Consider the following 13,898-nt stretch of genomic DNA (forward strand, 5'->3'; position numbering starts at 1 on the left):
AAAACTCAAAACTCAAAACTCAAAACTCAAAACTCAAAACTCAAAACTCAAAACTCAATAATATTATACTATAAAATATATTCTCTTTCCTATAAGAATCAATTGCTATTGCAAAACTTTTTTTATAATAAATATATATTAGTTTTTAAAAAAAATTATTTGATCATTAAAAATAAAATTATATATTTTAATATACGCTTTAAATATGCATGCATAATAACTCTTTTCTGCATATATATAATCTGATAAATATTTTTCATCAATTATATATCTCATAAATTAAAGGAGTTTTTTATGTACTTGGCGCCTGTAGGCTTAGTGGTTTATAATAGAATAGAACATACAAAAAGAGTAATTGAAGCATTAAAGAAAAATACTTTAGCCTCTGATACGGACTTATATATATTTTCAGATGCTCCAAGCAGAAAAGAAGATGAAAAAGCCGTTTTTGAAATCAGGGAATATATTAAAACGCTGAATGACGGATTTAAAAATGTTTATATATATGAATCTCAAAAAAACTTAGGCATAAAATATTCCACAATTAAAGCCGTAAATACAATATTTGAAAAGCATGAGTATTTTATCGGTTTGGAAGATGATATTGAAACTAATAAATATTTTCTTGAGTTTATGAATAATGCCTTAAATTATTATAAAGATGATGAAGATGTTATTTCAGTAACAGCATTTTCTCATAAGCATGCCACTGAAAAACATAAATATGATGTTATATTTACTTATGCTTTTCATAGCTGGGGCTGGGGTACTTGGAGAAGTAAATGGCAATGCATAAATTGGGATACATGCGATATTTCTTGGTATAATAAAAGCATTAAGCATAAAATATTAGGCTCTGTTTTTTCTTGGTTTCATTTACTGGCTGTAAAAAAATCGGTGAAGCATAATTATAAAAATAATTTATGGGATGTTTATTTTTCATTTATTATGTATAAAAGAAAAAAATTATGCGTTTGGCCTTCAAAAAAATCTTTTACAAATAATATAGGTTTCGACGGTACAGGATATCATAAGTTTAATTTTCATCATGGTTATTTTGAAATGAATTTAGATAATGATAATATGCATATAGAGTTTTCATCAGATAAAAAAATGAATTTTTTTGAATATTTAATTATATCTATAAAGATAGGAATATTCAGCTGGACTAAAGGATTTATAAGTATGTTTTTCAATAATTTTTTAAAAAAATAATAAACTATAATACAGACCATTTTTCAATCTTTATAACCCAAGCATTTGTTTTATTAGCAGCTTCAAGTCCTACTCTGCTGTCTTCAAATATAATGCTTTCTTTCTCGGACACCTTAAAATGCTCCATACATTTAAAGAATATTTCAGGGTCAGGTTTTTTATTTTCTATATCATCTCCAGTTAAAATTAAATCAAATAATCCGTTAAGGTTAAACTCTTTTAGTATGCCGTATACTCCGTTAGGAGAGGCGGTTGTTGCCAATGCCGTATATTTCTTATTTTCTTTTTTATCTTTATTTTCAATTAAAGTTTCTAACATAAAAGGATGCATATTAATCATATTAAGATTTCCTAAATATATTTCTTCTTTTTTGTTATGTATTTCTTCTATAAGCTGATTATTTTTACCGTCATCATCTGCAAGCTTATTCTTTAATTTTAAAATACTTCTTATAAATACTTTATAATGAAGCCCGAAACATTTATTATAATAATATTCTTTATCCAATTCTATATTAAATTGCTTTAAAGCATTGTAATATGAATAATAATTTAAGCAGGCGCTGTCTATCATAGTACCGTCCATATCGAATATCAAGAGCTTTATTTTTTCTAATTGAATCATTTTTTATTTCCATTTTGAAATTTAATATTAGTCAATTATATCATAATAAAATAAATAATTCCAATTTATAATAAAAATGCTATAATAAATATTATGAAAGATACTAAATCAAGAATAGAAAAAATTATTAAGCTTCTTTCTGAAGATCTTTATGAAAGAGAGGAAATAGCGGCATTAACTTTGCTTAGCGCTTTGGCAGGAAAGCCCGTGTTTTTATACGGTCCTCCGGGTACGGCTAAAAGTTTTATAGCAAAGAGAGTATCTTCGGCATTTAAAGATTCTAAATATTTCGGATATTTGATGCATAGATTCAGCACGCCTGAGGACATATTCGGACCTATTAGTTTAGAGGAATTAAAAAACGACAGATATGTCAGGAAAACAGAAGGCTATCTGCCAGATTGCGATTTTGCATTTTTAGATGAAATTTGGAAAAGCACTCCTGCAATATTAAATACGCTTCTTACAATAATAAATGAAAGAGTTTTTAAAAACGGTTATGAAGAAATAAAAGTTCCGCTTAAGGCATTGATTTCGGCAAGTAATGAAACTCCGCCAGAAGGACAGGGACTTGAGGCTTTATATGACAGATTTATTATGCGTTTAATGGTAAGCCCTATAAAAAATAAAAATAATTTTGAAAAAATACTTCAGAATACTGAAAGTCATTCATATATAGATATTGATGATGATTTAAAAATTTCATCAGATGAATGGATAAAAATAAGAAAAGAAGCAGGCAATATAAAGCTTTCAAAAACGGTTATTGATATAATTCATAATATAAAGCTTTCCATAGAAAAATTTAATGAAGATAATAAGAATATCGCAATATATGTGTCAGATAGAAGATGGCAGCATATTTCATATTTATTAAAAATGTCAGCATATTTAAGCAGAAAAAACGAGGCGGATATTTATGAAGCTTTTTTAATAGAATATTGCTTATGGAGCAGCGAAGAGCATATTGATGCTGTAAAGAAAATCGTTGAAAGCTCTATTAAAAAATCATGCCGTTTTTATAATGATAATATTAATGAATGGAGAGAAAACTTTCAAAAAATTCAGAAAAATATTGATGAAGAGTTTTATAATTTAGAAAAAAAATATGATACGGAAAATATTGATGATAAGCCGCATATAGCTAAAACTTTATCAGTAAATATAGATAAATACGGCAATAAGGGAGAAACAATAATTTATATACCTATAAAACAATTAGGAAAGAAAGGATATTTTTATCCGTTGGATATAGGGCGAAATCAAACCAGAAAATTCAGATGCAATTTTAACTCTTCTGATAAATGCACTGTTGAAATAAACTCAGCCTTATTTGCCAATGGTTTTTCTGCCGATATGCTTTCAAAAAATTATGAGTTTTTAGATTATGCAGAACCTGAATATTATATGAAGAAAACAAGTATGAAAAAGCAGACTAAAGAGAAAAAAGAAGAATATTTAAATCTTATAAACTCTCTGCTATTAAGTATTGAAAATATTATAAATACTTCAAAAAATAATTTTAATAAAAGTAAATCATATTCAAAGAGCGTTTTTATGCCCGGAGAAAAATTCTGCTTATATGAAGATATATTTAATTCCTATACGGCAGGTCTTGAAAGCGAAAAATTGGATGCCGAAAGATTAAAAAGCGAAATAGAAAATTATGAAGCAATTTAATATAGATTCTTATAACAAAGAGATAAATAAAACAGAAGTTATGGCTAGAGGCTTATTTTACGGCTCTTTTAACAATATTGATGATGACAGATTGAAAAATGAACTTGAAATAAAGATTACAAAATGGAAAAAAGATTTAGATACTTTTGTTCATGAAAATAATCCTTATAATGATAATAAAATAGAATTAGATATTGCATTAAAAAAACTAAAAAATAAATATGCATCCGAAGAGGATATATTAAACGATTTAAATAGCTTTAGTATTTTATCAAGTGATGCAAATACCGATTTTTGGAAAGATAAAATAAATAGCGGTTATAATTTAAATATTATTAAAAATAATATTGTTTCATTATGGGAAAAAAATTATAATATAAAAAATAATGATTGGCTTGTATATACCGTAAAAGAAAGAAGAAAAAAATTTATTAATGATATAGAATCTTGGATAATTTTATTAAAAAAATTAAAATATATGTCAAATATTTTAAGAATAAAAACGGGAGTATTATGGGATTTCAGAGCAGGAGAACTTGAGGAAAAGGATATATCTTTATTAAATAGATGGGTTGATTTTATTAATGAGTATAAAGATATAGAAATTATATGCGATACTATGGGAAAAAGAGCTGATGCTGAAAAATCTTTAACGAATATTGAGTTTAAAAATACATACAAATATACAAATAAGATGATAAGTTCTAAAGAAGAGATTGTCGGAATATATTTTGCAAAAGACATAGAAAATATTATTCCAGAGGAACTTTCTCTTTTATGCAATGAAAACAGTGAGAAGCTATTTAAACTAAAATATATAGAAAACAGACTTATGTGTTTTGATAAAAAAGCTTATGCATTTAATGAAAATGAATTTAACAGAATTAAAGCTGGATATAAAGAAGGCAAAGGAGATATGATTATATGCATAGACACAAGCGGTTCTATGAAAGGCATTAATGAATATATCGCCAAAGCCGTAATGTTTAAAATGGTTATGCAGGCTTTATCGGAAAACAGAAATGTTTATCTTATCAATTTCAGCACAGAAATATATTCATGCAGATTCAGCAGATATAACGGGATTGAAGATTTAATAAAATTTTTAAAGCTTAGCTACTATGGAGGATCCGATATATATAAGGCTCTTTATGAAGCAAATAGGATTATGAATACTTCAAGCTTCAAAAATGCCGATGTGCTGGTATTATCCGATTTTATAATGGAAGATATTCCTAATAATTTAGCTGCTATATGCTTAAGCCAGAGAAACAGGGGAAATAAATTTTTTGCAGTATCAATAGGAAAATTTCCATTCGGATATTCATATAGAAAAGTATTTAATAAGCATTGGATATTTGATATTGATAAAGGCATAAAAGAAATTTATTAATTTATAATTTTATTTGATTAAAATCATATATTTCGTCTTTGGACATAAATATATTTATGATTTTTTTTTCTCTTTCTATATTTTCAGTTGTGTATATATTTATTTTTTTTTGATTTCGCATATTAAGAATATTGTTTTTTTCTAAATATTTTTTTACGGATAAGGCTGTATAATAGGAAGGATCTATTATATTTTTTATTGAATTACTAATATCGGTTTTCAGTAAATTTTGTATATCGTTAATTATATGAGGATAATGAGTGCATGCCAGTATTAAAGTATCCGATTCTTTATCTATATTTTTTAAATAATTTTTCAGCACATCGAATCTGTTTTTATGACTATCCCAATTATTTTCTATCATAGGGCATAATTCTTTGCATATTACCTGAGTAACTTCAGCATTCCTGCTTTGTTGTGTTATTTTATCTTTGTATATATTTGAATGTATTGTAAACTCTGTGCCCATTATTGATATATTATTGTTTTTTGTATTATTCAAAGCTTCTCTTATGCCATTTGATATAACCTCTATTATAGGAATTTCATATTTCTGCTTTAAAATGTCATAAGCGCAGGCAGATATGGTATTGCATGCTATTATTAAAATTTTGCATTTTTTGCTTATTAGAAATTCCGTCATTTTCAATGTAAGATTTATTATTTCATCTTTTGATTTGTCTCCGTAGGGAATGTTGATATTATCTCCGATATATATATAATTTTCATTAGGCAGTATTTTTAATAATTGTTTTAAAACTGTTAATCCTCCAAAACCTGAATCAAAAATTGCTATCGGCATATCTGATATAGATGAATTAATATTCATATATTACCTTAATTTAAGCTGACTAAATCGGTATTATTATATAAAGTATTTATATAAAGTCAATAATATTGTGAAATAAACATTGTATTTTGTAATAAAATTACTTGTATATAAGTAAAAAATAGTGTATAATTTAATAATTGAAATTTATATAAATAGGAGTTTTTAATGAACAGCAGTATCATAGAAGCGCTACAAATAATGATCATAGGAATAGTCATTGTTGTATTGTTTTTAATCATATTAGTATATGTTATGAAGCTAGTTGCAGCTATAGTTGCTCAGGTAGATAAATTAATGCCTCCTCCTAAAACGGAAGCTGCTCCTTTACCTTCGGCAGTTCAAGCATCGGGTAATGATAAAATGACGGCTATTGCTATTGCTTTGGCGCATATTCATATCGCTAAAAAATAAAAAAGTTATATAATAGTAAAATAAGGAGAAATGATAATGGCTAAAAAAGAAATAAAATTTATGCTAACGGCATTCAGAGACGGTTTTCAATCCGTTTACGGCGCTAGAGTATTATCTAAAGATTTTATGCCTGCTGTAGAGGCATTTGTAAAAGCAGGCGTTACATATTTTGAATCGGGCGGAGGAGCTACTTTTCAAAGCGCATTTTTCTATAATAATGAAAATGCTTTTGATGTAATGGACACTTTCAGAAAAACTGTCGGTAATGATGTTAATTTACAAACTTTAGCCAGAGGGGTTAATGTTGTAGGTTTGGAATCTCAGCCTAGAGAAATGATAAAAATGCATGCTCAGTTATTTAAAAAGCATGGCATAACTACAATAAGAAATTTTGACGCTTTAAATGATGTAAATAATCTTATTTTCAGCGGAAAATGCATTAAGGAAGCAGGACTTAAGCATCAGGTATGCGTCAGTATGATGGCCTTGCCCCCTGGATGCGAAGGCGCTCATGATGCCGATTTTTATATTAAAGTATTAAAGCAGATTAAGGATAATGTTGATTTTGATTCCGTATGCTTTAAAGATGCTTCAGGCACTACCACTCCTCAAGTTGTTTATGATACAGTTAAAGAAGCTAGAAAACTTTTAGGTTCCGATATGCATATACAAGTTCATAGTCATGAAACTGCAGGCATAGGCGCTGTTCAATACAGAGCCGCTTTAGATGCAGGATGCGATTGCATTGACCTTTCAGCCGCTCCTGTATCAGGAGGTACCTGTCAAACCGATTTAATTGTTATGTGGCATGCCTTGAGAGGCACAGATTATACTCTTAATATAGATATAGATAAAATAAGAGAGGCTGAGGAAGTATTTAAAGACTGCATGAAAGATTATTTCCTTCCTCCTGAAAGCAGAACCGTAGAGCCTATGATTCCTTTTGCTCCTATGCCGGGCGGTGCTTTGACTGCAAATACTCAGATGATGAGAGACATTAATGTTATGAATAGATTCCCTGAAGTTATAAAAGCTATGACTGAGGTTGTTAAAAAAGGAGGATTCGGTACTTCCGTAACTCCAGTATCGCAGTTCTATTTTCAGCAGGCTTTTAATAATGTAATGCAGGGAAATTGGAAAAAAATAGCCGATGGTTACGGCAAAATGGTATTAGGTTATTTCGGCAAAACTCCTTCAGCTCCAGATCCTGAAATAGTAAAAATAGCAGGCGAACAATTAGGCTTGCAGCCTACAACAGAACTTGCTATGGATATAGATGATAAAAATCCTAAAAAAGGAAGAAAAGCCGCTGAACAGGCATTAAAAGATGCAGGCATAACAGATCTTTCCGATGAAAATGTATTTATAGCAGCCGCTTGTAAAGAAAAAGGCATACAATTTCTTAAAGGAGAAGCTAAACTCGGCATTAGAAAAAATGCAGGAGCTTCTTCTTCAGACGGTATTAAAGCTGCAGGTAATGAGGTTACAGTTACTGTTGGGGGGTCAAGCTACGGTATAAAAATAGAAAACGGAAAAGCTCTAGTTGATGGCGTAAGCTATGATTATACAATTAAAGACGGTATTGCTGCAGGCTCCGTTCAGTCATCAGCTCCTGCTTCAGGAGGTTCTGCTACACCTGTTACTGCAGGTTTGCCGGGTACGGTTCTTAAAATACTTGCCCCAGCAGGAACACAAGTTCAGGACGGTACTACTATATTGGTAGTGGAGGCTATGAAAATGGAAGTAGAAATAAAATCAACTATTAACGGCACGGTAAAAGAAGTTAAAGTTAAACCGGGCGATGCTGTAGTTGCAGGTCAGGAATTAGCTATTGTCGGCTAATAATTTATACCTGTCTTTAAGGAGATAAAAAATAATGAAAAAAATATTTTTAGTATTTGCACTTATCTTTATGACAGCATCTGTGGTGCTGCCTCAGGAAAGTACTGATAAACCTCTTAATATAAAAGATTCGCTTATTTCTTTAGTGAGAAATACAGCTTTTGGAGGACTATTTCCCAGAAGCGAGCAGGAAATAGCCGAAACTAAGATGAAAGCTGAAAACAGCAGGCAGGAAAAATATCAAACTAAATTAAACGATATTAAAGTAAAATCTGTACCTCTATGGCAGAATGCAGTAATGATTTGTGTGGGGCTTCTTTTAGTTTATCTTGCAATTGCTAAAGGATTTGAACCTCTTCTTCTTATTCCTATAGGTATGGGCGGAATACTTGCCAATATCCCTATTGCTAATATTGCCTCTTTGCCTATAGTGGAAATTATTAATGGAATACCTATAACTTTAAATAGCGGAGGCTTTTTAGGTCAGATTTATACTTTTGGTATTGAATCAGGATTATTTCCGTTATTTATATTTATAGGTGTAGGAGCTATGACAGATTTCGGCCCGCTTATTGCAAACCCTAAAACTGCATTATTAGGCGCTGCAGCTCAAATAGGAATATTCGGTACTTTGCTAGGTGCTATGATTATATCCGCTTATGTGCCTGTTATTTCCTTCTCTCTAAAAGATGCCGCTTCAATAGGTATAATAGGAGGAGCCGACGGTCCTACAGCCATATTTACATCTTCAAGACTTTCTCCGCATCTATTGGGAGCTATAGCTGTTGCCGCTTATTCATATATGGCTTTAGTTCCTATTATTCAGCCACCTATTATGAAAATGCTTACTACCGAAAATGAAAGAAAAATTGAAATGAAGCAGCTTCGTCCTGTAAGCAAAAGAGAAAAAATTATTTTCCCTCTTGCAGTTATAATTTTGGTTGCTCTGCTTTTGCCTGATGCAGCGCCTCTTATTGGGGCTTTAATGTTCGGAAACCTTATAAAAGAATCTGGAGTTACTGATAGGCTTTCAAAAACGGCTCAGAATGAATTAATAAATATAGTAACAATTATGCTCGGATTATCTGTAGGAAGTAAATTGGCTGCCGATAAATTCCTACGCTTTGAAACGCTTGGTATATTGGTATTAGGCTTAATAGCGTTTTCTATGGGTACTGCAGGAGGAGTTTTTCTTGCTAAATTTATGAATGTATTCAGCAAAGAAAAAATCAATCCGCTTATAGGAGCAGCAGGAGTGTCCGCTGTACCTATGGCTGCAAGAGTTGCTAATAAAGTGGGTCAGGAATCTAATCCTCATAATTTCCTGCTTATGCATGCTATGGGTCCTAATGTTTCAGGCGTAATAGGTTCTGCAGTTGCCGCAGGAGTGCTTTTGGCTATACTTGGTTAATATAATTAATTTAATATTATAAGGGAGTAAATCTTATTTAGATTTACTCCTTTATTATTTGCTAAATAAAAAAAGTGTAAAATATAAAGCAGTCAATATATACCGCATTTTTCCAGTAAATAAAAACAAAAAATATAATTGTAAAATATTAATATTGTATTATAATTAACATAATATTTTTTTATTTTGAATTAAAATGGAAATAAAATGCAGGATATATTAAAAGTAGAAAATTTAAAAATGTATTATCATACTTCAAACGGTATAGTCAAATCAATTAATGATATTAGTTTTGAAATAAAAAAAGGAGAAACTTTAGGAATTGTCGGAGAATCGGGATGCGGAAAAACTAGTCTTGCTGCATCTATTTTAAGAATGCCTCCTGTACCCGGAAAATATGAAGGCGGGAGAATTATTATTGACAATGAAAATATCATTGATATGAAAGAAGAATATATCAGAAAAAATATAAGATGGTCAAAAATTTCTATGGTTTTTCAGGGGGCTATGAATTCCCTTACTCCTGTATACACTATAGGCAGTCAGATGCTTGAAACTTTAAATAGGCATATTGATATGGATAAATCTCAGGCATATAAACTTATAAAAGAATACCTAGAATATGTAGGTCTTCATTCAAGCACCGCTGAAAGATATCCTCATGAACTTTCAGGAGGCATGAAGCAGAGAGCCGTTATAGCATCAGCATTATTTTTAAAACCTAAACTAATTATACTTGATGAGCCTACTACAGCATTAGATGTTATAGTTCAGGCTCAGATAATAAATTTGCTTAAAAAATTAAAAAAAGATTTCGACTTATCATTTATATTTATAACTCATGATCTGGCATTGGAGGCTGAAATTTCAGACAGAGTATGCGTAATGTATGCAGGAAAAATAGCGGAACTTGCATTTAATGAGGATATATATAAAAATGCAAAACATCCGTATACAAAAAGACTGTTAGCAGCTACCCCAAGACTAAATAAATCATTAAGCAAATTAGAGTTTATAGAAGGCGCTCCTCCTGATTTATTAAATCCTCCGAATGGCTGTATGTTTTATGAAAGATGCAAAGAAAAAATAGATAAATGCAGATATGAAGAACCTATACTAAAAGATACAGGAAATAATCATTTATGCGCTTGTCATTTAATTTAATAATATTATTCAACTTTAATTAAAAAATAAAATTATATAAAATAATATTAAAATACTTGATTTCTGTATTATAATATATTACTATTATTTAAGAATTAAACTATTAAGAGATATAAATGAATCCTGATATAATATTAAAACTTGAAAATGTAAAAAAATACTTTACTGCGCATACCAATATTATTGAAAGTTTTATAAAAAAATCAAAAGTAATAAAAGCCGTTGATGATATCAGCTTCAATGTAAATAGAGGAAAAATATTCGCAATTATAGGAGAATCAGGAAGCGGAAAAACCACTGTAGGAAAACTTATAATGAAATTAATAACTCCTACCTCAGGAAATATTATATTTGAAAATGAAAACATTAATAATTTCAACAAAGAAGAAGCATCAAGATATAGAAGAAATGTTCAGATGATATTTCAGGATCCCTATGCTTCTATGAATCCAAGATTTAAAATAAAAGATGTATTAAAAGAGCCTCTTTATATTCATAATATTGAAGGCGATGAAAAAAAATATAATGAAATGGTTATTAAAGCTTTAAGCGATGTAAAGATAAATCCGCCTGAAGAGTTTATGGAAAGATATCCGCATATGCTTTCTGGAGGTCAGCGTCAGAGAATAGCAGCGGCAAGAGCTTTGATACTAAATCCTAAATTGATAGTTGCAGATGAACCTGTTTCTATGATAGACTTATCCACCAGAGCGGAAATTTTATATATGATGAAAGAACTTCAGATAAAAAAGAATTTAAGTTATATATATATTACTCATGATCTATCAACTGCAGGATATTTTGCAGACACAATAGCCGTAATGTATTTAGGAAATATTGTAGAGATAGGCAATTCTGATGAAATAATAAATAATCCTAAACACCCTTATACTAAAGCATTAATTGCCGCAGTGCCTGACGCCTCTTCAGGAAGAGTGAATATAATAAAAGAACTTCCCATCAAAGGAGAAATACCAAATGATGTACCATCAGGATGCAGATTTCATACAAGATGCATATATGCCAAAAGTGAATGCAGAAATACCATTCCTAAATCAAAAAATATTAATGATAATCATTTCGTATCATGCTTATTTGCAGGTTGATAAAATATATTTAATATAATAGGAGATTACAGATAATGGAAAAGCTTAGTAATAAAGAATTAGAAATTATAGAATATATAAAAAAATTTCTGCCTTTTAGAGAAAAACATATATTATCTGCGAGAGAGCTTTCTGTAGAAATATCCAAAAAATACGGCATAGACATATATAAAGCCTCAATTGCAGCTTTATGCCATGATTTGGGAAAAAGATACAAAGACGATGAAATGAAAAAAATAATAATAGAAAATGATAATACAGAATATCCAAGCTATATAACGGGAGCTTTGATACATGCAAGAGTAAGTTCCATAATAGCTGAAAAAGAATTAAACATAACTGACAAAGAAATTTTAAATGCTGTGGAAAGCCATACTGTCGGACATGGAAATATGAGTATGCTTGATAAAATAATATACGCCGCCGATTATCTTGAGCCTACCCGTAATCTTGAAGCAGCCGATAAAATCAGAGAAAAAATTTTTATAGATTTTGATAATGCATTTCTTGAAATTGTATTGGAATCGGTTATTTTTGTTATGAGCAAAAGGCAGTATTTATCTGATAAAACTATAGAACTTTATAATTCACTGATAATTAGGCAGTAAATTTTTTATGCATAGTAAAAATAATATATTAAAAAAAGCATATATAATACTCATACAGCATAAAAACAATAAAATAAATGCAGATAATATTTTAAATGAACTATATATGCTATGCAATACGGCAGGATACGAAGCTGCAGGCAGATACTCATTTATACAGCAGAAAATATATTCAGATGCTTATATAGGAAAAGGTAAATTGGAAAGTCTGAAAGAGAAAGCTTACATTGAGGATGTAAAATATTTTATATTTGATAATGAACTTAGCGGCTCTCAGGTAAATAAAATAGAAGAAGGTTCAAATATAACGGCACTTACAAGAACGGAAATAATATTAGAAATATTTGCCATACGGGCTAAAACTATGACTGCAAAGATGCAGGTAGAATTAGCTTTTTTAGAATTTGAATATCCGAGATTAAAAGGAAAAAGAACAAATTTAAGTCAAATAAAAGGAGGCATCGGATTAAGAGGAGGTGCAGGTGAAAAACAATTGGAATATGACAGAAGAAGGGCAAGAGAAAGAATACATAAATTAAAAAATCAATTAAAAAAAGCAGAAAAATCCGCTGTTACTGGAAGAAAAGGAAGAGAAAATACATTTAGGATTGCAATAGTAGGATACACCAATGCAGGGAAAAGCACATTATTTAATTTGCTTTGCAAAGAAAGCGTATATGTTGAAGATAAATTATTTGCCACTTTAGATACTCATACTAGAAAATTATATATAAGCGATGATGCCCCTATGGAAGTTATAATAAGCGATACAGTAGGTTTTATAGACAGACTTCCGCATACTTTAGTGGCATCTTTTAAATCCACATTGTCTGAGGTTGCAGAGGCTGATTTGCTTTTGCATTTATCCGATGCAGGCGACAAAAATATAGATGAAAAACTTATTCATGTTGAAAGTATTATTAAGGAAATAAATGCATCTCATATAAAAAGTATTCTTGTATTTAATAAATCCGACAGCATAGATGAAATACAGAAAAATAAAATACTAACTTCTTATGATGATGCCCTATTTATAAGTACCAAAAACAATATTAATATAGAAACTTTGAGAAAGAAAATACTTGATATTATATTAGAATTAAAAAAATAATCTGTTTTATCTTACTAACTGTGCAAATATTACAGCCCAATAATCTTCTCCGTTGCTGTAATAATGAGCTATACCTACATGCGTAAATTTATCGCTTAGAATATTAAGTTTATACTGATTTGAATTCATCCAATAACTTACAACAGTCTGAGGATTTTTAAATCTGTAAGCTATATTTTCATCAGACGAATAAACAATCACTCTGTTCTCATAAATTAATTCATCATATTTAGTATTATTCGGTCTGATATGCGAAAAATTAACGGATAGTTCTTTAGCTCTTATATCGGCAATTTCATTTAAAGTATCATTAATTTCCAACGGATATAAATTTTTCTTTTCTCTTATATCATTAAATATTTCTAATGTATCGGCTATATCGCTATTTTGAGTATACAAAAAACTAAATCCGAAAATCATTATAAAGGCAATTTTTATAAAAATATTAATCATATATAATCACTTCATTATTTTTTATATATTTAAAAATATATAATGTT

General features: G+C 29.6%; 13 protein-coding genes. 10 read left to right on the forward strand and 3 right to left on the reverse strand.

The window, feature by feature from the left end:
* Nucleotides 1–294 precede the first annotated feature (294 nt).
* Complete coding sequence (locus tag QZ306_RS09305; RefSeq protein WP_295163299.1) at nt 295–1,215, forward strand: hypothetical protein; 921 nt, start codon at nt 295–297, stop codon at nt 1,213–1,215.
* A gap of 4 nt (nt 1,216–1,219) precedes the next feature.
* On the opposite strand, the gene QZ306_RS09310 is transcribed toward QZ306_RS09305, so the two are convergent.
* Nucleotides 1,220–1,840, reverse strand: coding sequence for an HAD family phosphatase (locus QZ306_RS09310; protein WP_295163300.1), 621 nt, complete (start codon nt 1,838–1,840; stop codon nt 1,220–1,222).
* 93 nt (nt 1,841–1,933) lie between these two features.
* Here QZ306_RS09310 and QZ306_RS09315 point away from each other — a divergent pair, with 93 nt between their 5' ends.
* Together QZ306_RS09315 and QZ306_RS09320 are read left to right on the forward strand one after the other, a co-directional pair.
* Entirely contained in the window at nt 1,934–3,520 is a 1,587-nt protein-coding gene (locus tag QZ306_RS09315) for an AAA family ATPase (protein ID WP_295163302.1), read from the forward strand.
* Complete coding sequence (locus tag QZ306_RS09320) at nt 3,507–4,913, forward strand: VWA domain-containing protein (RefSeq protein ID WP_295163304.1); 1,407 nt, start codon at nt 3,507–3,509, stop codon at nt 4,911–4,913. Before QZ306_RS09315 ends, QZ306_RS09320 begins: the two co-directional genes overlap by 14 nt.
* A gap of 1 nt (nt 4,914) precedes the next feature.
* Here the strand turns inward: QZ306_RS09320 and murI are convergent, their stop codons facing one another.
* The gene (gene murI / locus QZ306_RS09325; protein WP_295163306.1) at nt 4,915–5,742 is read right to left on the reverse strand and encodes a glutamate racemase; all 828 of its coding nucleotides are present in this window, start codon (nt 5,740–5,742) and stop codon (nt 4,915–4,917) included.
* 168 nt (nt 5,743–5,910) lie between these two features.
* Here murI and QZ306_RS09330 point away from each other — a divergent pair, with 168 nt between their 5' ends.
* The 7 genes from QZ306_RS09330 to hflX all read left to right on the forward strand — a co-directional run bounded on the left by QZ306_RS09330 (nt 5,911) and on the right by hflX (nt 13,398).
* The gene (locus tag QZ306_RS09330; RefSeq protein WP_295163308.1) at nt 5,911–6,156 is read left to right on the forward strand and encodes an OadG family transporter subunit; all 246 of its coding nucleotides are present in this window, start codon (nt 5,911–5,913) and stop codon (nt 6,154–6,156) included.
* 36 nt (nt 6,157–6,192) lie between these two features.
* Entirely contained in the window at nt 6,193–7,998 is a 1,806-nt protein-coding gene (locus QZ306_RS09335; RefSeq protein ID WP_295163310.1) for a biotin/lipoyl-containing protein, read from the forward strand.
* Nucleotides 7,999–8,032: 34 nt separating this feature from the next.
* Nucleotides 8,033–9,409, forward strand: coding sequence for a sodium ion-translocating decarboxylase subunit beta (locus tag QZ306_RS09340; protein WP_295163312.1), 1,377 nt, complete (start codon nt 8,033–8,035; stop codon nt 9,407–9,409).
* 207 nt (nt 9,410–9,616) lie between these two features.
* Nucleotides 9,617–10,573, forward strand: coding sequence for an ABC transporter ATP-binding protein (locus QZ306_RS09345; protein ID WP_295163314.1), 957 nt, complete (start codon nt 9,617–9,619; stop codon nt 10,571–10,573).
* A 116-nt stretch (nt 10,574–10,689) separates the two neighbouring features.
* Nucleotides 10,690–11,679 (forward strand): ABC transporter ATP-binding protein, encoded by a 990-nt coding sequence (locus QZ306_RS09350; RefSeq protein ID WP_295163316.1) that lies wholly within the window; start codon nt 10,690–10,692, stop codon nt 11,677–11,679.
* Between the two features lie 35 nt (nt 11,680–11,714).
* Nucleotides 11,715–12,287, forward strand: a complete 573-nt coding sequence (gene yqeK, locus QZ306_RS09355; RefSeq protein ID WP_295163318.1) for a bis(5'-nucleosyl)-tetraphosphatase (symmetrical) YqeK — start codon at nt 11,715–11,717, stop codon at nt 12,285–12,287.
* 7 nt (nt 12,288–12,294) lie between these two features.
* Nucleotides 12,295–13,398 carry a GTPase HflX gene (hflX, locus tag QZ306_RS09360; protein WP_295163320.1) on the forward strand — a complete coding sequence of 368 codons (1,104 nt, stop codon included), beginning with the start codon at nt 12,295–12,297 and terminating at the stop codon, nt 13,396–13,398.
* Between the two features lie 6 nt (nt 13,399–13,404).
* On the opposite strand, the gene QZ306_RS09365 is transcribed toward hflX, so the two are convergent.
* Nucleotides 13,405–13,797, reverse strand: coding sequence for a CAP domain-containing protein (locus tag QZ306_RS09365; protein ID WP_295163321.1), 393 nt, complete (start codon nt 13,795–13,797; stop codon nt 13,405–13,407).
* Nucleotides 13,798–13,898: the final 101 nt, after the last annotated feature.

Source organism: uncultured Brachyspira sp. (genome assembly GCF_910588665.1).
GTDB lineage: Bacteria > Spirochaetota > Brachyspiria > Brachyspirales > Brachyspiraceae > Brachyspira.